Annotated in this window: 18 protein-coding genes and 4 pseudogenes; 6 read left to right on the forward strand and 16 right to left on the reverse strand. The window is 66.0% G+C overall.

The features are described from left to right. Positions 1-5: 5 nt before the first annotated feature. From AB0L63_RS29890 to AB0L63_RS29905, 4 genes and pseudogenes are all read right to left on the reverse strand, one after another. Positions 6-428, reverse strand: a complete 423-nt coding sequence (locus AB0L63_RS29890; RefSeq protein ID WP_364507565.1) for an archease — start codon at positions 426-428, stop codon at positions 6-8. Then, on the reverse strand, positions 425-1,369 hold the full coding sequence (gene prs / locus AB0L63_RS29895; protein ID WP_364507567.1) for a ribose-phosphate diphosphokinase: 945 nt from the start codon (positions 1,367-1,369) through the stop codon (positions 425-427). The genes AB0L63_RS29890 and prs overlap by 4 nt, the downstream gene beginning before the upstream one ends. After that, positions 1,366-2,718 (reverse strand): phosphoribosyltransferase family protein, encoded by a 1,353-nt coding sequence (locus AB0L63_RS29900; RefSeq protein ID WP_364507571.1) that lies wholly within the window; start codon positions 2,716-2,718, stop codon positions 1,366-1,368. The genes prs and AB0L63_RS29900 overlap by 4 nt, the downstream gene beginning before the upstream one ends. Positions 2,719-3,468: 750 nt before the next feature. Beyond that, positions 3,469-3,970: pseudogene (locus AB0L63_RS29905) on the reverse strand (phosphoribosyltransferase); the annotation flags it as partial. A 135-nt stretch (positions 3,971-4,105) separates the two neighbouring features. On the opposite strand from AB0L63_RS29905, the gene AB0L63_RS29910 reads away from it, so the two are divergent. Both AB0L63_RS29910 and AB0L63_RS29915 read left to right on the forward strand, forming a co-directional pair. Beyond that, positions 4,106-4,513: a hypothetical protein gene (locus tag AB0L63_RS29910; protein WP_364507574.1), complete on the forward strand. Its 408-nt coding sequence runs from the start codon at positions 4,106-4,108 to the stop codon at positions 4,511-4,513. Between the two features lie 66 nt (positions 4,514-4,579). Then, positions 4,580-4,942: a metalloregulator ArsR/SmtB family transcription factor gene (locus AB0L63_RS29915; RefSeq protein ID WP_364507694.1), complete on the forward strand. Its 363-nt coding sequence runs from the start codon at positions 4,580-4,582 to the stop codon at positions 4,940-4,942. A gap of 400 nt (positions 4,943-5,342) precedes the next feature. Here the strand turns inward: AB0L63_RS29915 and AB0L63_RS29920 are convergent, their stop codons facing one another. The 5 genes and pseudogenes from AB0L63_RS29920 to AB0L63_RS29940 form a co-directional block, all read right to left on the reverse strand. Then, positions 5,343-5,897, reverse strand: coding sequence for a hypothetical protein (locus tag AB0L63_RS29920; RefSeq protein WP_364507577.1), 555 nt, complete (start codon positions 5,895-5,897; stop codon positions 5,343-5,345). Further along, positions 5,894-6,630, reverse strand: a pseudogene (locus tag AB0L63_RS29925) (recombinase family protein). Before AB0L63_RS29925 ends, AB0L63_RS29920 begins: the two are co-directional and overlap by 4 nt. Before the next feature lie 507 nt (positions 6,631-7,137). After that, positions 7,138-7,317, reverse strand: a pseudogene (locus AB0L63_RS29930) (cold shock domain-containing protein); the annotation flags it as partial. A 91-nt stretch (positions 7,318-7,408) separates the two neighbouring features. After that, positions 7,409-7,714: a hypothetical protein gene (locus AB0L63_RS29935; protein WP_364507579.1), complete on the reverse strand. Its 306-nt coding sequence runs from the start codon at positions 7,712-7,714 to the stop codon at positions 7,409-7,411. A 678-nt stretch (positions 7,715-8,392) separates the two neighbouring features. Then, positions 8,393-8,827 (reverse strand): HSP20 family small heat-shock protein, encoded by a 435-nt coding sequence (locus tag AB0L63_RS29940; RefSeq protein ID WP_364507581.1) that lies wholly within the window; start codon positions 8,825-8,827, stop codon positions 8,393-8,395. A 130-nt stretch (positions 8,828-8,957) separates the two neighbouring features. Between AB0L63_RS29940 and AB0L63_RS29945 the strand changes: the two genes are divergently transcribed. Continuing rightward, the gene (locus AB0L63_RS29945) at positions 8,958-9,308 is read left to right on the forward strand and encodes a MerR family transcriptional regulator (protein WP_364507584.1); all 351 of its coding nucleotides are present in this window, start codon (positions 8,958-8,960) and stop codon (positions 9,306-9,308) included. Next, the gene (locus AB0L63_RS29950) at positions 9,305-9,616 is read left to right on the forward strand and encodes a hypothetical protein (protein ID WP_364507587.1); all 312 of its coding nucleotides are present in this window, start codon (positions 9,305-9,307) and stop codon (positions 9,614-9,616) included. The genes AB0L63_RS29945 and AB0L63_RS29950 overlap by 4 nt, the downstream gene beginning before the upstream one ends. On the opposite strand, the pseudogene AB0L63_RS29955 reads toward AB0L63_RS29950, so the two are convergent. Continuing rightward, positions 9,590-11,941, reverse strand: a pseudogene (locus AB0L63_RS29955) (Tn3 family transposase); the annotation flags it as partial. The gene AB0L63_RS29950 and the pseudogene AB0L63_RS29955 overlap by 27 nt on opposite strands. A 1-nt stretch (position 11,942) precedes the next feature. On the opposite strand from AB0L63_RS29955, the gene AB0L63_RS29960 reads away from it, so the two are divergent. After that, a complete protein-coding gene (locus AB0L63_RS29960; protein ID WP_364507590.1) occupies positions 11,943-12,182 on the forward strand; it encodes a hypothetical protein in 240 nt (79 codons plus the stop codon). A gap of 193 nt (positions 12,183-12,375) precedes the next feature. On the opposite strand, the gene AB0L63_RS29965 is transcribed toward AB0L63_RS29960, so the two are convergent. Both AB0L63_RS29965 and AB0L63_RS29970 read right to left on the reverse strand, forming a co-directional pair. Continuing rightward, positions 12,376-14,094: a SulP family inorganic anion transporter gene (locus AB0L63_RS29965; protein WP_364507593.1), complete on the reverse strand. Its 1,719-nt coding sequence runs from the start codon at positions 14,092-14,094 to the stop codon at positions 12,376-12,378. After that, positions 14,091-15,905, reverse strand: a complete 1,815-nt coding sequence (locus AB0L63_RS29970) for a phosphoenolpyruvate carboxykinase (GTP) (RefSeq protein WP_364507696.1) — start codon at positions 15,903-15,905, stop codon at positions 14,091-14,093. Before AB0L63_RS29970 ends, AB0L63_RS29965 begins: the two co-directional genes overlap by 4 nt. A gap of 283 nt (positions 15,906-16,188) precedes the next feature. On the opposite strand from AB0L63_RS29970, the gene AB0L63_RS29975 reads away from it, so the two are divergent. Further along, on the forward strand, positions 16,189-16,569 hold the full coding sequence (locus AB0L63_RS29975) for a DUF5313 family protein (RefSeq protein ID WP_364507596.1): 381 nt from the start codon (positions 16,189-16,191) through the stop codon (positions 16,567-16,569). On the opposite strand, the gene AB0L63_RS29980 is transcribed toward AB0L63_RS29975, so the two are convergent. From AB0L63_RS29980 to AB0L63_RS29995, 4 genes are all read right to left on the reverse strand, one after another. Next, positions 16,542-17,000: a hypothetical protein gene (locus AB0L63_RS29980; protein WP_364507599.1), complete on the reverse strand. Its 459-nt coding sequence runs from the start codon at positions 16,998-17,000 to the stop codon at positions 16,542-16,544. The two genes, AB0L63_RS29975 and AB0L63_RS29980, sit on opposite strands and share 28 nt — an antisense overlap. 1,015 nt (positions 17,001-18,015) lie before the next feature. After that, positions 18,016-18,204, reverse strand: a complete 189-nt coding sequence (locus tag AB0L63_RS29985; protein WP_364507601.1) for a hypothetical protein — start codon at positions 18,202-18,204, stop codon at positions 18,016-18,018. 284 nt (positions 18,205-18,488) lie between these two features. Further along, positions 18,489-18,950: a DoxX family protein gene (locus AB0L63_RS29990; protein ID WP_364507699.1), complete on the reverse strand. Its 462-nt coding sequence runs from the start codon at positions 18,948-18,950 to the stop codon at positions 18,489-18,491. Positions 18,951-19,064: 114 nt separating this feature from the next. Beyond that, positions 19,065-19,859, reverse strand: a complete 795-nt coding sequence (locus tag AB0L63_RS29995; protein ID WP_364507603.1) for a hypothetical protein — start codon at positions 19,857-19,859, stop codon at positions 19,065-19,067. Positions 19,860-19,862 lie beyond the last annotated feature (3 nt).

Genomic DNA, 19,862 nt, shown 5'->3' on the forward strand with positions numbered 1-19,862 from the left:
TTCCCTCAGACATCGATCGTCACCGCGCAACGCCAGCCGTGCGAGTCGCGCCGGAACCGTAATCGGTGCAGCGACACCGCCTTTGGTACCGCACCGCACGGGGTGGCGGCCGCCAGGTCGACCATCTGGAATCGCACCCGCACCCCGCTGCGGTCCGCGGACACTTCCGTCGCGACCGGGACCATCCCGGAAACCTCCCCTTGGAAGATGACCTCCTCGAGCACTCCGACGAGCACGTTCTCATCGCTATCAGCAGGCAAGGACGTTTCGACGGCCGTCGACGCACACGGCAGTGGACGCTCCAGGAAGCTATCCACCAGCGCGGCCACCGCCTCGGCCAGACACCGCTCCCGAGTCGGCGCCCACGCCTCGATACGCAGGTCGGCGGTGTGCGGGATCAAGCGATGCCCAGCTTCGGATTCGCTCATCGTGCTGGGATGCGCGGTTCGAGCAGCGGCTGGTCGGTGTGCAGACCGGCGATCGCCTCGGCCAGCACAGACGCGATCGAACACACCCGGATCATGGTGGTCGTGTTCTCGTGCTCGACGGTGTCGGTGACGAGCACGCGCCGCAGACCGAGGTCGCGCAGGCGACTGGCCGCGGCGTGCACGAACAGTCCATGGGTGGCGGCGACGACGATGTCCGAGGTACTGCCCCGGGCGCGCAACAATTTCACCGCCGCTTCGATGGTCGCCCCTGTGGTGATCATGTCGTCCACGATTACTGCGAGGTGGCCGCGCGCATCGCCCATGAGTTCGAGCGCGCTGACTGTTGTGCCGCTTTCGCGATGCTTGCGTACCATCGCGACCGAACCGCGCACTGCCATGGCGTAGTGTTCGGCCAGTTCGACCGCGCCCAGGTCGGGGGCGACGACGACGGTGTCATCCGCCAACTCCGTGGCGAGCTCACAGGCCACGATCGGGACGGCGGTGAGCGTTTCGACCGGAATGCGGCACCGCGCTTCCAGACCGAGGGTGTGCGGGTCGACAACAACCAGCCGGTCGGCACCCGCGTTCGCTATCGCATCGGTGACCACCGCCGAGCCGATGGCCTGACCGGGCGCCGTGCGACGATCCTGGCGGGCATAACCGAAATACGGAATCACCGCGGTCACCCGCGCCGCTCGAGCCCGCCGACACGCGTTCAGTAGTAGCAGCAGCTCGATGATGTGCTCGTTCACCGGCGGTGCCGTCGACTGCACCACATAAACGTCTGTGCCACACACATTCTCGACGATCGGGCACAACTCACCGTCCGGAAATCGCTGCAGCACGCAACCGTTGGATCCGACGCCGAGATGGTTGCCCACCGCACCAGCCAGCCGCGAGCTGGCACTGCCGGAAATGATACGAAGCGGCGCGGTGCTCATCCGGTCCCATTCCCACGTCCGGAACGGTCGTCTGCGGCGATAGGCCCCAACTGAGTGACGAACCAGTCACGGGCGAGTTCGGCGACCTTCTCCAGCGCGCCCGCTTCAGCGAAGAGATGAGTTGCGCCCGGCACTACCGCCAGCGCCGTTTCGCACGACATGGCTGCCTGTGCGCGACGATTGAGTTCCAGCACCAGATGATCGTGTCCGCCGACGATCAGCAGGGTCGGCGCGCGCACCGCGGCCAGCGTCGCACCGGCCAGATCGGGTCGGCCTCCGCGCGAGACTACTGCGGCGACCTCGACGCGCGGATCAGCCGCAGCCTGTAGCGCGGCACCGGTGCCGGTGCTGGCACCGAAATACCCGATCCGCAAACCGGCCACGGCTTCCTGGCGATTGAGCCAGCCGGTGACATCGACCAGCCGACGCGCGAGCAGCGCGATATCGAAGACGCGAGCCCGGTTGATTTCCTCGTCGACGGTGAGCAAGTCGAGCAGCAGTGTGCCCAACCGCGCGCGGTTCAACACGCTCGCCACATAACGGTTTCGGGGGCTGTGCCGGCTGCTGCCACTGCCGTGTGCGAACACCACGATCCCGTTCGGATCCTCCGGAATGATGAGATGCCCCGCCAATTCGACATTTCCCGCGACTACCCGTACCTCGTCATCGCGGAGCAATGGATCCCCGGCCGGGCCCGCTAGCGGCTCCGGGAGCTCTTCGGCGGCGCGGCGCAGTAATTCGACCACCTCCCGGGCGGAGGTCGGCCCGAAGTGGCGATACCACTGGCCGACCGCGAAGAACCACAACGGCGACTCCAGGCAGATCACCTCGTCCGCCTCCTTCGACAACGCGGCCAATGCGTCCTGGGCGCCGACCGGGACCGCCAACACCACTCGCGCCGCCCTGTGCGCCCGCGCGACCTGACACGCGGCGCGGCCGGTGGCACCGGTCACGACGCCGTCGTCGACGATCACCGCAGTACGGCCCGCCAACGGAATCCGCGAACGGCCCACCCGGAATCGCTCGGCCCGCCGCGAAAGTTCCTCGCGCTCACGGTGTTCCACCTTCGCCATCTCCTCGGTGGTGAGCCACGTGCCCGCGACCACGGTATCGTTGAGTACCCGGACCCCGTCCTCGCCGATCGCCCCGAACGCCAACTCCGGCTGATGCGGGACACCTAGCTTGCGCACCACGATCACATCCAGCGGCGCGCCCAATGCCCTCGCAACCTCGTACGCGACCGGGACACCGCCTCGTTGCAGACCGAGGATGACAAGGTCTTCACCATGTAACGGTTGCAACCGCACCGCGAGTCGTCGGCCGGCATCACCGCGATCGAGAAACAGCATCGAGACCTCCTAGCAGACCTATCAAGCCTGGCTACCGGGCGCGACGTGGCGGCAGGTCCCAATGTCGCCGGACCGCGTGTCATTGGTCCCTCACTGATTCGCACCGCACCCCTGCCGGATCCCGTTTACGCCGAACAGACCGCCATCAGCTCATCCGCTCCCCGCACCCGCGCAAGCCAGCGGGCTGCCGTCACGGAACGCATGGTAACGAGACTTGCCCGAGGATGAAGACCCCGCTTTGGAACGGTTGGCCTCAACCGAGTTCGCATACCCCGGCCCAGAGCCTCGGGCAGATCACCGGTTACCCGGCGGCATCAAGTATCGCCCCGGATCGGCCCGGCTCGCTCCGGGCTAAAGTCCTCCGTCCGTACACGAAAGTCACCACAACTCCGGGGAATACACCGACCATCCATCAGCTCCATGTCGAACGCGGCCTCGGCGCAAGTCTCGTCGGCCAGTGCATAGGACTTGTGCCGCACTCCTCACGCTGCTCGAACGGACGCGGAAAGTAGGGCAGTGGGGTCCGCGATGGGGCATCATGGCGCCACTCGTGTTGACCCGGCGCCGGGCGGTGGCCGCGAATGGCTTCCCAGTGCCGGGTCAGCCGCTCGAAGCGCTCTTTGAGCGGAGCCTCGAGCAGGTCGACCGCCTCCCGCGTGGTCGCAGCAGCGACCTGTACACACACCCCGCGCCCGTCCATATTCACATTCGCCTGCCACTAGGGTGGGAACCTGGGGTCCTACAGTACGGTCATGGCCGGTCGACGTACTTTTCGGTCGCGGTGCCCCTGGTGGCGGAGGTCAGATGTGTCAGGAACCAGTCGCGGGCCAGTGCCGCGACCTGTTTCCAGCGCACCGGGTTCGGGAAAGAGGTGGGTGGCTCCGGGCACGATGGTGAGCTTGTTCTCACACGACATGGCCCGTTGTGCATAGCGGTTGAGGTCGACCACGGCCGGGTCGCCACCGCCGACGATCAGCAGTGTCGGTGCCCGCCCCGCGGATAGGTCGACGCCGGCGAGGTCGGGGCGGCCAGCGCGGGACACCACGGCCGCGACGTCGACGCGCGGGTCGGCGGCGGCCTGCAGCGCGGCGGCCGCGCCGGTGCCGAGGTAACCGATCGGCAGACCGGTGGCGCACGACTGTTGGGTGAGCCAGCGGGTGACATCCACCAACCGATCCGAGAGCAGTTCGATGTCGAAAACCCGTGCGTAGCGGACTTCTTCGGCAGGAGTGAGCAGATCCGTCAGCAGGGTGCCCAATCCAACCCGGTCGAGCGCGGCGACGACCGAGCAGTGCTGATCGCGGGTGGATGCTCCCTCGTAACTACCCGGACGGACGCGGAATCACATCACAATCCGGCGCTTTGACAAAGATGGCATGCTGCGCGTGTGACCGTTTGGGACCTGCTCGGCATAGATAAAGCTCTGCGCACAAGTTGGGCGGCTGACACCTGTTCGGTGGACGACCTCGCCCGTGCCGAGTGGCAGGCGGACAACCCTGCTTGGGGTCATTGCGACATAACGGCGTTGATCGTCAACGACGTGTTCGGCGGGGATCTCATGGTTGGCGAGGTAATGCTCGGTGTGGAGCAACAAGGATTTCACTGGTGGAATCGCCTGCCCACTGGTGTCGAACTCGATCTGACTCGTGATCAGTTCCGGCTGGGTCAGGTCGTGACCGCCGCTCGCGTTGTCGAACGTCCGAGTGGGCGGTTGCCGCGTCGGTGGGATGAGTACCTTTTGTTGCGTCAGCGCGTCATCGGCCGCCTCGGGCACCTGCCCGAACCGGCCAGGTGACCCACAGGCGAGTTGCTAAGATTAGAAAGTAATCTCAGCGTTGTCGGTATCCGGAGAGTGGAGGACATCATGGGGGATGCGCACCAGCCGCTCTACCGGATGAAGGCAGATTTCTTCAAGACCCTCGGGCATCCGGCGCGTATTCGGGTGTTGGAGCTGCTCAGCGAACGCGACTATGCGGTCTCGGAGATGTTGCCGCAGGTCGGTATCGAACCGGCGAATCTGTCGCAGCAGCTGGCGATTTTGCGTCGTACTGGGCTGGTGACTGCCCGGCGGGAGGGCTTGTCGGTTTCCTACGCGTTGACCTCGCCGCGGGTTGCGGAGCTGTTGAAGGTGGCGCGGGCCATCCTGACCGGGGTGGTCGCGGGGCAGGCCGAGTTGCTCGAGGAGCTATCCGAACCAACCCTGGTTAGCGAATCCTCGGGCTGACCTTGCGGCGCGGGAGCCTCTTCGGCCCGCGATTTCGGCGTTGCCGTTGGGTCAGCTGATGGCGCATCACGACGTGCTGGTCGATCTGGCTGATGTGGCGTGTCCGGCGGTGCTCGGACGGACCGTGACGGTCCCCACGGATCCGTTCGACCGCGCCGCGATGCCGTCATCACCGTCCGCGCCCTCATCCGCCGCGCCTGGACCACCCACCGCTGGGACACTCGGCCAGCACACCGCCGGTGACACCACCGATGTTCTCGCTGTGCACGGGGCTGATGTGGGCCAGGACCGCGTCGTCGATACGCCGTCCGGATCGGCGCATCTGCTAAGAGGCCCATCCGTGGCCAGGACTACCGCACCGCGCCACCACCTTTCACTGTCACAATCTCAGTGCGCCTGGTTAGAGGTCGTTACCAACGTAGGACAGGTTGAAGCTCTTGTTGACCAGGGGGAAGTCGGGCACGATCGTTTCGGTCATGGCCATCGGCAGGGCGGGCCAGTTGAACCAGGACGGGTCGACGATTTTGGCGCGGGTGCGGCAGCCGGTGTCGTCGGTCTCGACTCGATGCACGATGGTGCCGCGCCAGCCTTCCACAATGCCGACATCACTACCGGCTCGCTGGGCGGGTTCAGTTGTCGTCGTGAATTGTGTTGGCCCGGTGTGGCTCTCGACCAGGTGGGTGATCATATCGGTTGATGCGGCGAATTCGTCGCGGCGGACCGCGTAGCGAGCAAGGACATCGCCGGTATCGGCGGTACCGCGGTGACCGGTAGGTCGATGGTGGGGTGGTCGACGCGGGCATCGATCGCCACACCGCTCGCGCGCGGCGTAGCCGAGGCAGCCGAGTGCGCGGGCATCGTCAGTGCCCAGGACGCCGGTGCCCGCGAAGCGGTCGTAGATGACCGCGTTGCGCAGAGTCAGTTGGGTGACTTCGGCGAGATCGTCGGCGATCAATCGCAGTTGTGTCGGGTCGGGGTTCCGGTAGTAATCGCGCGGAAAACAACACATATGGCTGGACCAGCGACGATACCGTCGTGATCGGCTCGGGCCGTACGCTGGTTTGCGTCAGATGCGGGGTGGGGCGGGGCTGCTGATGATGCGGTGGATGGTGGAGCGACCGACGCTGTATTCCTCGGCGAGGTCGGCCAGGCTGGCGTCGTCGTCGGGATGCGGTGGTAGCGGCGGTGGATCGTTTTGCGTGCTGCGAGAGGCAGTTTCGGCTGTTTGCCCTTGAGGCGGCCCTTGGCGCGGGCCTTGGCCATGCCTTCACGGGTGCGCAGGTGGTTGAGGTTGGCCTCGAATTCGGCGACCATGGCCAGGGTTTGCAGGAAGAGTTTGCCGAACGGGTCGTTCCAGTCGTAGACGGAGCTGCCGAGCCCGAACAGGACATCGCGCTTGCGCAGGTCGGTCAGGATCTCTCCGGCTTCGGCCATATTGCGGGCGAATCGGTCGAATTTCGTTGTGGTCAGCACAACCTGCCGCCCGGTGACGGCCGCCGTTGCCGAGGTCACTGCGGCGAGCGCGTTGTCGAGGCCCGTGCGGTCGCCGCCGTGCCGCCGGAGAACCCGGTGTCGATGAAGATCCGTTCGCGTGGAACGCCGAGAGTGAGGAGTTGGTCAGTTTGGATCTCGACGTCTTGTTCATCGGTGGAGCAACGGCAGTATCCGACGCGGAACGGTTCACCCATACCCGGAATTGTTCCGGATAGCGGGGGTTGAGCGGGACGGTACGCGGAACGCCTCTACGGAACACCTGTGACCAGGGCTGGACTCGTCCGGCCGCGGTGTTCCGGTGGCGGATCGCCTAACGGAACACCGCCGAGTCGGCGGTCACACCGACTGAGCGGGGCGCATGATGGTGTTCCACCAGGATTCCAGGGGGCTGGGTTCAGGCCAGTACACCACCGGTGAGTCGTCGGGATCAGTTGCGACCGTGTGCGTGTGGCTCACCTCGAGCGTGTGGTTGGCTGGGTCGGCGATATGTGATCGGGGGGTCACGGTATTCCTTGTGCCGGTTGCTGGTCGGTGCGAGTGCTGCTCGCCGTATCGGGGCTGGGCGGTAAGAGCTGCCTGGTGTCCAGTCGTTGGGTCGGTTACGGCGCGTGGTGGCGCCAGCGTGGCTGGTGTGGTCGAGCACCGGGAGCCGATGGGCGCGGCGGGATGCGCGGGGTGGTGTGTGTGCGGGTGTAGGGCACGACGCGCGTGGCTTCGGGGCCGCGCGGGGTGTCGGCGACGGTGAACACCACCGGCTGCCCGGCGAGGAGGGTCTTGAACCCGGGAACATCGATCACCTGGTAGTCGACGAACACCGCGGGGCCGGTATCGGGAGTCAGGAACCCGAACCCCTTCTCGGTGTTGAACCAGGCGACCTGGCCGTGGTGCCAGCGCGGTAATTCTTGCTTGCCGCCGGTGTGTGGGTCGTACTGCGCGGTATCGGCTGCGGTGACGCCCGAGGAGATGATGTGGTCAGTCGGCGGTGGCGCGGTCGTAGCCGTCGGCGAGATCCAGTCGGGTGATCCAGCCGGTCGCCGGGCCCCGGAATCTGCGCGAGCTGAAGTCGTAGTCGTCATCGAGGTCCAGTGGGGTGATCCAGGCTTGGTCGATACGGTCGGTGAGTTCGGCAGTGTCGAACGCGGCGCGCACCGCTTCGGCCAGCGGGTGCAGCGTGGTGGTGTCCAATCCGATGTCGCGGTCGCTGTCGCGGACGGGAACGTTTTGTCCGGCGCGGTCGAAGTCGCTGCCTGCCGGGGTGATGGTCCAGGTGTTGGTCACGGCGGTTCCCTCCTGGAATGTCATCGAGTGGTCGATTCGGCGAAAGGTCGGGTGAGCCCGGAAGACCCGAGCTGTCCGGGCCACCCGTCGACGGAAGGAATCTGAACACGGAACTTCTGCGATGCTCCCGCTAAGGGGGGCGGCGAGCCGTGCCTGCCCTGCTGATGCCACACAAGTGGCTGTGCACGCGCTGGACGAGGCTGTCCTGACGCACTGGTGCCGGTATGCAGGCGCCGGGCTCGGGTCGCCGACCCGGATCGTCGCGAGAACACTTCTGTGCGAGAACGTTTCGTGTGGTCTTCGTTGTCTTCGACAGGCATCACCTCACTCTCACTCACCATCGGATACCGCACCGAGGCCGCTGGCGCGCGCCCGGGGGCGGGCCGCGCTCGCGGGCCGCCCCCGCGTCCGGCCGGCGGGCGTCGAGCCGGGCGGCCCGCCCTCGCCACCACCGCGCGCCCGGCCGTGGCCAGGGCATCCGAGGCTCGCGCCGTGGCGGGTACCTCCACCGGTCCCATGCCTCGCACAAGACCTCGTCGATCTCGGCGAACAACTCCTCGAGATCGGGATCGAGCCCCAGCAGCCGGGCATCCAGCCGCGACACCTCCTCGGCGGCCTCGGGCGCAGCGTGACCGGTCGCGCACACCATCACAGGACCCTCCCGTGACGTGACCCGGGTCAGGCGTTGATCGCCTGACGCTCGTCGTGGCGGGTGATCTCGATCTTGCGGGGCTTGGCCTTCTCCGCGACCGGGATCACCAGGCGCAACACCCCGTCGCGGTAGTCCGCGCGGATCGCGTCGGTGTCGAGGTTCTCCCCGAGGAACAGTTGGCGGGAGAACACGCCGCGGGTGCGTTCGGCGGCGAGCATCGACCGGTCCGGGTCCAGTTGCGGGCGTGACGCTTTGACGGTCACCACGTTGCGTTCGATGTCCAGGTCCAGGGATTCGGGGTCGATGCCGGGCAGGTCGAGTTCGACGTAGAAGTCGTCGCCCTCGCGCCACGCGTCCATCGGCATGACTGCCGGGCGGGCCGATGTGCCGAACATCTGCTGGGTCAGGCGATCCAGATCCCGGAACGGATCGGTGCGCATCAGCATGGTCGCCACCTCCACTCACTCCATTCTCTCTCGGTGATGCTCAGATAACCTCTGTCATCTGGCTGAGATTTGTTTTATCACTCTAGCGAGGAGAGTGCAAGTGTCGTGCTGAGGTAATCTGGTGGCGTCGAGAAAGAGGAGCAGGATGCTGGATAGAAACGACCCCCTGTCCGGCCCGGGTGGGGATCACCGGCCCGGCCCGGGGCAAGCGGTGTACGGGATCTCGGTGGCTGCCGAGCTGGCCGGGATGGGGGCGCATTCGCTGCGCCTGTACGAGCAGCACGGGCTGGTCACCCCGGCTCGCAGTGCGGGAGGTACCCGCCGCTACAGCGACGACGATCTCGCCCGGTTGGCGCGCATCGCCGCGTTGGCCGGCCAAGGGATCAACCTCGCCGCGATCGCGCGGATCCTCGACCTCGAAGACACCAACACCGCACTACGCCACTCCAATGCCGCGCTCACCGCCGAACGCGACCGGCTCCGCGACACACCATGACCGGCACACCTCCGCCGATCGGCCCGCCCGCCACCGACACCGCGGTGCTCGAACGAATCGACCCGCTGCTCCACGACATCGCCCGCGACCTGGCCACCCTGCGCCAGCTCGAACACATCCAGCGCCAGCACCAGATCACCCTCGCCTGCACCGAGACCATCGCCACCGACCTGCGCGCCGAGATCACCACGCTGGCACAGGATCTCGCTCATGCCCATGCACTCCCCGAACCCGTGCACCCACATACTCTCCCCGCCGCACCTCGTCGGCCGGGATCGGGATCAGAACAGGGTGTCGCGCACCCGTAGCGGTCGGTAGCCGGTCGGCCCGAGGGCGGCGAGTTCGGCGTCGATGTCGACCTCGATGGCGCCGAAGAAGTTGATGTTCTCGCTGTGCGCGGGCGAGACGTGGGCCAGCACGTCGGCGTCGATGCGGCGGCCCTGACGGCGCATCTGGTCGACGGCGAGCCCGTAATACTCTGTGGTCCAGGCTATTAGGGCGTTCGTGACCAGGGTCAGACACCATGCCTGCTCGGTCTGGGCTTCCAGGTGACGGGCGCGGATGACTCCTTCGTGGGCGTAGATGAGGCCGCGTTTGAGGGCGTGGATGGATTCGCCCTTGTTGAGCTGGCGCGAGATCTTGCGCCGGTAGTCAGGGTCGGTCAGGTACCGGCAGGCGTAGATGGTGCGGCGCATCGCCCCGTATTCTTTCAACGCCGCGGCGAGGGCGTTCTGCCGCCCGGACGCGGACAGCTTGCCGACCAGCAGGGACGCGGTGGCGTGCCCGAACTTCAGCGATCCGGCCAGCCGCAACAGGTCGTCGTAATGCTCGGCGATCAGGTCCAGATTCAACTTCCGTGTCAGCAGACCTCCGGCGTGCGGGAACCGCGTTTCGGCATCAGCGCGCGGCACCGGCCGGTACAGGGTGATCTTGCCCAGGTCCCGGATACGCGGGGACAGCTGCATCCCCAGCAAATCGAACAGCGCGAAGTTCACCAGGGTGACCCCATGAGTATCGGTCGCATGCTCGGTGATCGGCAGATCCGTTGCGTTACCGAGGATTTCGTCCAGGACATAGTGGGCTTCACGGCGAGTGGTGACGATTACCTTGGTGCCGTAGGTGGTGTGCTGATCGGTCACGTGGGTATAGGTCGACAGGCCCTCCTCGGCGAAGAAGTGATTGACCGCGCGGGCGGTGACCGATTTGCCTCGCGTCGGGAACCGCTGCCCGTCCGAGGACGACAGGGTGCCGGTGCCGAACACCGTGGTCAGCGGCAGTCTCTGGTGGCAGCCGATGATCGCCAGGTTCGCCGCGCGCAGTGTCTCCTCCCGCACATACCACTCCGCGGTCCAGGACAGGATGTCGTAGGAGATCCCCGATGCCGCAGCCATATTGGTCAATCCGAGGTTCGTCGAATACGCCAGCAGCACCGCGATCAGATTGCGTTTCAACTCCGGGCTACGCGCCTGCTTGCCGCCCGCGTGGGTGAAACAATCCAGATATCCGGTGCGCTTGTCCATCTCGATCAGCACCGACACGATCGGCGCGAACGGCAGCATCTCGGTCAACTCGGTCTTCAACTCGATGGCCTCGGTCGGGATGTCCTCGGCAGTCAGCGGCGAGATCACCAGATCACCAGCCTCGTCCAGGCGCACCGGCCCGTCACCGGCGGCGAGCATCTGCTCCAGCTCACCGACCGCCGCTGTCCACTCGGCGGTGAGCGCGGCCAACACGGCAGCCGGGTCGGCCGGTTTGTCGACCAAGCGGCAGAATTCGGCCCGATGAGGCTCCCATTGGGCCGGGGTGAGCAGGTAGGCGGCCGGGTCGGCGTGGCGGCGCGATCCGGGCACGAACACGTCCCCGGTGCGCAGCCCGTCCCGCAACCCGAGCAGCACGCACAATTCCCAAAAGTGCCGATAGGCCACGGTATTGCCGGTCTTGCGGGCCTCGTCGAGATAGCCGCGCCACTTGGCCGGCACGAACCCCGACAGCGCCTGATCGAACAACGCCACCACCTCATCGAGCACATCAACGGCCGACTGCGCCAACACCGTCAACAAGATCGGATATCGGCGCTCGGGATCACGGCGCTCCAAAGCCTGCCCGGTCAGACGGCGACCGAGAGTAGCCAGGAACCGGCGACGCTCCGCCGGCAACACCGACAGATCAAGAGTGTCCGCGCCCAAGCCGCGAACGAACCCCAGCTTCTCGACCTCATTGCGCACAGCGGCCGCCGACGCCTCCATCGGAGGTGTCGACAGCCACCGCAACCGAGACATCCGGATCGAGGCATCGGTGACCAGCAATCCGTCCAACTCCGCGCAGCGCTGCGGAGTCAGCTCATGCGCCAACCGGTCGTAGGTCTCCCGTTGCGCCTGCTCACGCGCGTGCACAACGCGGCGAACCGCAGTATCGGGGCTGGGCCGGATCACCCGCGCCGAGATCAGATACTCACACCCCAACCGAAACAGCAGCGTCGGGGAATCGTGCTCCATCGCCCGCGCCAACAGGAACTCGTCGAGCTCTTTCAACTCCATCGCACCCGCGGCGCGCCAGCTCAGATACTGGGCCACCAGGCGCAGATGCGCGGTGCGGGTCTGCGCCCGGCGGCCGTACGAACGGATCTGTGACGACATGGAAATCGACTCCTCGGTGGTGCTGATCCGATCGACGGCGGCCGGTTCGAACTCGGTGTGGAGCTACAGATCGCTACCGTTGGTCACGGGCGAGCAAGTAGTGGAACTGGCCCTGATGGCCGACCAGGTATGCCCCCACTTCAACGCCACGCACAACCGCACGCGCGCCACCGAATTCGTCGAGCGAATCGACGCGGTGTCCGGTGACGAGCTTGCCGCCGAGCCGCGACAGCATTGAGGTGACACTCGTGGCCAACGGCACTCGGCCGTGAGACTCCCGGACTTCGCACACACACCGCTGTATCGGCGGCGGCCGACGGTAGGTCGGAACGATCGTTGCGGCCCTCCATCGGCCGCGTCATCGTGTCGGAACCACCACTATCCGATTGACGAAAACCATTGGGACACTACGGTCTTCGAATGCCTTGCGCTCAGCGGATGAGTGCCTCGCTGTTCTCGGCGTCGGATGCTGTCGGCTCGTGGCGGTCGGCACCGGCGGCTGCGTGGTGTGCGAGGAACTTCGGATGGCTCACAGGCACGAAGCGGCGGGCATGATCGATCGCCTCGCGGGTGTTGGGGAAGAGGGCATCGGCGCCACCGCCAGGCAGCGCTCCGATGGCCGAGAGGCGGCGGCGGTGATCGAGGCGCAGCCCGGACAGCAGCACGGTGATGTGGCGGTGCTCGAGTTTGCCGAGGGCGTCCTTTAGCACCAGTGCGCCGGTGGTGTCGAGGGCGGTGATCTTGGACATGCGCAGGATCACGACCTTGACGTCGGTGACCTCGGCCAGTTCCAGGAGAAACCGGTGTGCGGCGGCGAAGAACAGGGGTCCTTCGATGCGGTAGGCGACGATGTGGTCGTGTAGTAAGTCATATTCCTCGGCGAGGTGGTCGGTGTCATCGAGGGGCACCTGTTCCAGGCGGGCCTCGCGGGCCACCGCCCGCAGCGCGAGCACGATCGCGAATCCGACACCGACCGCGACCGCCGTGACGAGGTCCAGTGCGACGGTGACCAGGAAGGTCACGACCATGATGATCGCGTCGCCGCGCGAGGCCCGCGCGATCGCGGTCAGCGATGCGGTTTCCACCATCCGCACGGTTGTCGCCAGCAGCACGCCCGCGAGCGCCGCCAAGGGAATCTCGGCGACCAGTGACGTGCCGAAGTAGACGATCCCCGCGAGGATCACCGCGTGGGTGAGCGCGGCCAGGCGGGTGCGGCCGCCGGAGCGGACGTTGACAGCGGTGCGGGCGATCGCGCCGGTAGCCGGGACGCCGCCGAACAGCGGTGCGGCGATGTTGGCCAGGCCTTGGCCGAACAGTTCGCGGTCCGGGTTGTGCCGGGTGCCGACGCACATGGAGTCCGCGGCGGTCGCCGACAGCAGCGATTCGAGCGCGGCCAGTGCCGCCACCGCCAGCGCGGGCGCAAGCAGCGATCCGAGTTGGTTCAAGTGCACGAAGCCCAGCGACGGCGCGGGCAATCCGGACGGGATGGACCCGATCGACGACAGGTCCAGATCGAATACGCCGGTGATCACCGTCGCTATGGCGACCGCGACCAACGCAAACGGCAGCTTGGGCAGATATCGGCCACCGATTAGGATGACGATGGCCACCACGAGCGCGGTTGCCGGGGTCGCCAGACTCGGTTCCACTGCGAACCTGCGCACGGCGTCGAGGGCCGATTGCCACACCTTGTCACCCTCGGCGTCGGCGATCCCCAGTGCCGCCGGGAACTGTTGCAGCGCGATCACGACCGCGATGCCTGCGGTGAATCCCTCGATCACCGGGGCGGGCATGTACCGCACCGCGCGCCCGACGCCCGCGACAGCGAGCACGACGAGCAAGATCCCGGCCATCAGCCCGACTGTCAGCACACCGCTCGCGCCGTGCTCGTGCACGATCGGCACGAGCACAACCGTCATCGCACCGGTCGGTCCCGACACCTGGAACCGGGAGCCGCCGAACACCGCAGCCAGCGCGCCCGCGATCACCGCCGTCGCCAGGCCCGCTGCCGCGCCCAGCCCGGAGCTGATCCCGAATCCGAGCGCTAGCGGCAACGCCACCAAGGCGACGATCAGACCGGCCAGCAGGTCCGCGCCGGGCGCGCGAACCGCGGGCTTCCATTCCGGCCAGGTGGGAAGTAGCGCCCTCATGCTCGGCGCGCGTCGAGCAAGCGCAGTTTCAGCGCGGCCTGCTGCTCGCGCAGTTCCTCCGGCAGCCGGTTGCCGCCGATGGTGGCGTACCACTCATCGATCGAGCGCGTCTCGGCCACCCATTCGTCGATGTCGACCGCAAGGGCGGCCTCGACCAGGTCGCGGGCGTCCTCGTCGAGCCCGGACAGGTCGAGCGCATCGGCGGATGGCACATGACCGATCGGGGTCCATTCCGCAGGCGCGGTGCCCTCGATCCGCTCCAGCGCCCACTTCAGCACACGGGCGTTGTCGCCGAATCCCGGCCACAGGAATGTGCCGTCCGCGTCGCGGCGGAACCAGTTGACCTGGAAGATCTTCGGCAGTTTCGCGGCATCCGCGCCAGCGCCGATGGACAGCCAGTGCGCGAAGTAGTCCCCGACGTGGTAACCGAGGAACGGCAGCATCGCCATAGGATCGCGGCGCACGACACCGACCTTGCCCGCGGCCGCGGCCGTGGTTTCCGACGACAGCACCGACGCGGTGAACACCCCGTGCTGCCAGTCGAACGATTCGGTGACCAGCGGGATCGTCGACGCACGACGGCCGCCGAAGAAGATCGCCGAAATCGGCACACCGGTCGGGTCGTTCCATTCCGGGGCCACCGACGGGCACTGCTCGATCGGGGTGCAGTAGCGCGAATTCGGGTGCGCGGCAGGGGTTCCCGATTCCGGTGTCCAGTCTCGGCCGTGCCAGTCGGTCAGGTGTGCGGGCGGCTGGTCGGTCAAGCCTTCCCACCACACGTCGCCGCTGTCGGTGCGCGCGGTATTGGTGAAGATCGAATTACCGATATCGATGGTGGCGATCGCGTTCGGGTTGGTCTTCGCCCCGGTACCGGGTGCGACTCCGAAGAACCCGGCCTCGGGATTGACCGCGTACAACCGCCCGTCAGCGCCGAAACGCATCCACGCGATGTCATCGCCGATGGTCTCGGCCTGCCAACCGGGCAGCGCCGGTTCGAGCATGGCGAGATTCGTTTTGCCGCACGAGGACGGAAACGCGGCCGCGATGTAATGCGTCTTGCCTTGCGGGGAAGTAAGTTTCAGGATCAGCATGTGCTCGGCCAGCCACCCCTCGTCGCGGCCGAGTACCGAAGCGATCCGCAGCGCGAAGCACTTCTTGCCCAGCAGGGCGTTGCCGCCGTAGCCCGAGCCGTAACTCCAGATGGTGCGCGATTCCGGGAAATGCGCGATGTACTTGGTCTTATCGCACGGCCACGCCACATCGGTCTCCCCTGCCGCCAAGGGCGCACCGACCGAGTGCAGGCATTTCACGAATTCGACACCATCGGTGAGCTTTTCCCACACCGCCGCGCCGGAGCGGGTCATGATCTGCATCGAGACCGCGACGTACTCCGAATCGGTGATCTGCACACCGTATTTCGGCTCGGCGGCATCCAAAGGACCCATGCAGTACGCGATCACATACATCGTCCGGCCCGCCATCGCGCTGCGGTAGTGCTCGGTCATCACCGTGCGCATATCGACCGGGTCGACCCAGTTGTTCGTCGGGCCCGCGTCGTTCTGGTTCTCGGAGCAGATGAACGTGCGGTCCTCCACCCGCGCCACATCGTCGGGATCCGATACGCACCAGAACGAATTCGGCTTTCCGGTCAGCGGCACGAAGGTGCCCTTGGCCACCAACTCCCCTGTCAACCGGTCCCACTCAGCCCGCGAGCCGTCACACCAGACGACACGCTCCGGTGCGGTCAGCTCGGCAACCTCGCGCACCCACTCGGTGATGCCGGGATAATCGGTCGGGTCCTGCACGGACATGGGGGATGCGCTGATATCGGTCACAGCTGCTCTCCTTCGAACTTGCTACGTATCTAGTTTAGAAATCATGCAATCAGCTGGCCTACGACGGGACTGTGACAATGCCCACCACCACGCGGGTTTCGGCACGTCTCGAGGAAGTCGGCCTTCATCTATGAGAGGGGCGAACTCGGTTCCGGCACCCCCGAACCAACCTCCCGCCCTGTGTGGCATCGGCACCAATGACCGATCTCATGATTGCGCACTTTAGCAAACAGCACACCTCATGAGGGATACTGGCCCGATGAGCGAACGCACCACACCGACCTGGCCCCAGCGGATCGGCTACATCTTCGGCCGCACCCTGCCCGCGTCGATGTCGGAATGGGTGCGCAAAGACCTGACCGGGCCCGGTGCGGCACGGCGTTACCTGATGCGCTTCCTCATCCCGGTCATCCCGCCGCTCATGCTTTTCCTGCTGATCCCGGGCCCGAAATGGATGGGCGTGGCAATGATGGCGCTGCTGTATCTGCCACTGATCTACTTCACCGTGGCCCTGATGTATGTCTACCGACGCAGCCGCCTGATCAAGCACGGCCTCGACCCCGCACTGGCCGACGCCGATTCCCGCCGACGCTCCGAAGCAGCACGTCTCGACTACGAACGTCGCCACGGACGCGCCTGACACTCAGGCATCCGTACTCCCCCTTCTCGAAACACACCCGTCACCGCACGGAAGAATTGGGGAATCGAGGCCAAGACCAGGCCGTCACGACAGAGCAGGTCGGCTGCCTGCGCCTCGGACAGCGGCGGGGCAGACATGGGATCAGTGGTCAGAGGCGTTGCCGCGTGCGGGTCGGAGCGCATCCTTCGCGGCTGGTCGGCGAAGCGGATTCCCGGCGGATCACCGCGGTAGACGATAGCGTCCATACCGGTCGCCTTGAAAGGGCGGTAACGGTTTGGCGAGCGCATCGAGCACTCGCGACCGCGCGTAGTCACTCGCCCTCCCGCGAAAGTCGGCTCCACCACCCCTTCCGGGATCTCATGGATGCCACCGAGCTCCTCGCCGATCAGCTCGGCATGACGGCGGCTGATGGTCTGATCAGATTCGTTCAATGATCCGAGGATCATTCCCGGCCGCGCGCTTGGCGACTACCCCATTCAACCTTCTGCTCGGGGCGCGCGAGCTGCCGTGCCCGATCGCAAGTCATGCCCACTGCTATCGCCGCGCCGATCGGCCATTCCCTCCAGCACGGTGCGGCTGCGGCCGGCCACGTCGGCAAGAATCCGGGCCACGTGCCGTGCCGGTACACCTCGGCCTTCTCCGCCGGTTCACTTGGCGTCCTCTGGCGAAACCTCCACTGCGACAATGGATAACGCGTTGGGTGCGATGGTGCGGTTCGGTGGCATCGTCGCGCTAGAGGGGATGAACAGAGCCGAATATCCTCAGTCGGGCGCGGCTGATTCAGAGGCACCAGACCAAGCTGGCCGATCCTGGGAATGGGAGGGCGAAGCACAGTCCAATAGATCCTTCAACGGGCGAAGCCGGGCTGGCGGTTGCGGTGGTAGCCCCGATGACGCCCAGGGACAGAATCGTTGCGGTTGCGGCGAGGGAGCCGGCGATTTTGGTAAGCATGTGATTATTCCTTCTCGTTCGAACTGCGCACCAGAAAAGGTGCGGGAGAAAGAAGCGTGATAAACGAGCGCTTCGGACACTTCGTGATACACAACCATCGTCGGTTGCTCCATGTTCGCCCACAAGGGACCTTCGACCCCGACTCCGACGTCGGAGAACACTTGCGGTTCGGCGAGGCGCACTGGTGGGCGTCGGTCCAATTCGAAATCGCGGCCCGACCGATGTCCGTTTTTCCTCGAAAAGTTTGAAGTCAAGATAATCAGTGTAAAAGCCATTGACGCAGATAATGATCCGCATCGGACACTGCTATCTCGGAAGGTGGCTGTGATGCGGGTTGGGCCGGCGGGAGCTCCTAGAATTGGGTGGCGCGGCGATGGTGGCGGGGGTCGTGTCGGGGTGTGGCCGGTCCTCCTCGCCTGCGGGGGCGGATTACACATTGCGGATCGGGCAGGGCGCGGTGGAGTTGGCGCCGGGTCGGGTCGTGTCAACAAGGGTCTACAACGGTTCCCGGGCCCATTGCTGCGGTTCACCGAGGGCAAGCCGATGGTGGTCGATGTCCACAACGACACCGATACCCCTGAGCAGCTGCACCGGCACGACCAGACGTTGCCAGCGGAGGTGGACGGGTCCGCCGAGGAAGGCACACCCTATATCCCTGCGCACGGTGCGGCGGTTGTCGTTCACGCCGGGGTCGTCGGGGCTGCGGTGCTATCACACCCATCTGGTCGCCGGCGGGGATTCGAGTCTGGGCCAGTACAGCGGCTTGGTCGGCCCGGTGTATATCGAGCCGAAGCAGAATCCAGGCGCCTACGACCAGGAACTATTTCTGACGTTGAAGGAGTTCGAGCCCTCGCCCCCGTCGCCGGGCTGCACAAGGACGTGGTGATGTTGGCTGGCTACCAGGAGATGGACATCGATGTCGCCGCTGATCAGCCCGGGGCAGCTCGCTGCGACACTGCCGCAAGCAGCTACGGGTTCGAGGCAGTGTTGCGTACGGCGTGAGCGTTATTGGTGAGCCTGGCGTCGAGTGACCAGCGGCCGGGCCCGGCCCAGAGCAGGAAGATCAGGCCGAGCAGCATGGCGAAGTCGGTGCGTGCGTCGTGGGCCATGCCCCAGAAGCCTTGCACGCCTTGGAAACCGCCGGGCCGCAGCTCTCTCGATTTGGTCAGCACGATCGCCAGGCTGATATCGATCAGCAGCGGGACCGCCGCCAGCCGGGTCAGCAGGCCGACGACAACCAATGCGCCGCAGGCGATTTCGACCACGCCATCGAGGTCGGCGAAGAACGTCGCCGCCGGTATCCCGATCTTGTCGAACCGGCCCGGACCCAGCTTGTCCGGGTACAGAAACTTCTGTATTCCTTCGCTCAGGAACACCAACCCGACCGCCAGACGGATGCAGATCACCGCCGGTGACCCGTCCGCGCGCAGCAGGCGCGTCCACGAGAATCGCTCCGACCTCATCACCGGGCACCCGCCTCCCGAGATCGTCACTTGACACCCAGCAGCCTACTCGGGTCCACGATGACCGATTCGGCTCGGCGCTCAGACACCCGCGATATCACGCCTATCGAACACCGGCAGCGCCGCGAGTACGGCCGCCGCACCGGCCACCACCAGCCATATGTACGCCACAGGGAGTCCCGCCCCGAGCGGTCCGCCCTCGATCGCCTGATGGAACGGTGACAACGGGCCCCACGGGCGCACACTATCGACGATCTTGCTCGCGACATAAAGGACATAGGCGGCGACAGCGAAGACCGTCGCACCACCGAGCGCAACGATCCTACGACCGGTGGCCGCGCCGAGAGCCAGTGCCAGCCAACCGAATTCGATACCGATCAGCGCCATGGCCAGCGCACCGGCCGCGGCAGCCGCGATCGAGATGCCGAGACCGAATATCGCCGAACCCGCCACGATCGCTCCGAACAACACCACGGCGAGGGCGATCACGGCGGTGGCCAGCACGGCGGCCTTTTCCAGGGTGAGGCGTATCGGTGAGAGCCGGGTGATCAGCAGCACCTCCAGTACACCGCTTTCTTCCTCACCCGCGACCGCTCGGGCACCCCGGCCGATCGCGAATACGAGGAAAAGGATCGGTAGCAGCATGCTGAAGAGTTCCGCGTTGAGAAATCCGGTGCCCGTGATGAATTGATCCATATTGAACAGCCTGACCAGCGGCTCCGGAAAGCTGTTCAGGAACTCACCCAGACCCGCCATATTCGAGATCGACGGCCACAGTGCCGATTCCAGCAGCACGACGGCGACGATGCCGATACCCCACCCCAGCAGTCCGCGGCGCTGATCGTGCAGGCTCTTCAGAAATACATTGCGCAGCATCGC

This window comes from Nocardia sp. NPDC051990, from assembly GCF_040680755.1.
Classification (GTDB): domain Bacteria; phylum Actinomycetota; class Actinomycetes; order Mycobacteriales; family Mycobacteriaceae; genus Nocardia.

Coding starts and splice junctions, on each gene's coding strand:
- AB0L63_RS29890 (WP_364507565.1), bottom strand. CDS start 428: ATGAGCGAATCCGAAGCTGGGCATCGCTTGATCCCGCACACCGCCGAC.
- prs (WP_364507567.1), bottom strand. CDS start 1,369: ATGAGCACCGCGCCGCTTCGTATCATTTCCGGCAGTGCCAGCTCGCGG.
- AB0L63_RS29900 (WP_364507571.1), bottom strand. CDS start 2,718: ATGCTGTTTCTCGATCGCGGTGATGCCGGCCGACGACTCGCGGTGCGG.
- AB0L63_RS29945 (WP_364507584.1), top strand. CDS start 8,958: ATGCTGGATAGAAACGACCCCCTGTCCGGCCCGGGTGGGGATCACCGG.
- AB0L63_RS29950 (WP_364507587.1), top strand. CDS start 9,305: ATGACCGGCACACCTCCGCCGATCGGCCCGCCCGCCACCGACACCGCG.
- AB0L63_RS29960 (WP_364507590.1), top strand. CDS start 11,943: ATGGAAATCGACTCCTCGGTGGTGCTGATCCGATCGACGGCGGCCGGT.
- AB0L63_RS29965 (WP_364507593.1), bottom strand. CDS start 14,094: ATGAGGGCGCTACTTCCCACCTGGCCGGAATGGAAGCCCGCGGTTCGC.
- AB0L63_RS29970 (WP_364507696.1), bottom strand. CDS start 15,905: ATGTCCGTGCAGGACCCGACCGATTATCCCGGCATCACCGAGTGGGTG.
- AB0L63_RS29975 (WP_364507596.1), top strand. CDS start 16,189: ATGAGCGAACGCACCACACCGACCTGGCCCCAGCGGATCGGCTACATC.
- AB0L63_RS29995 (WP_364507603.1), bottom strand. CDS start 19,859: ATGCTGCGCAATGTATTTCTGAAGAGCCTGCACGATCAGCGCCGCGGA.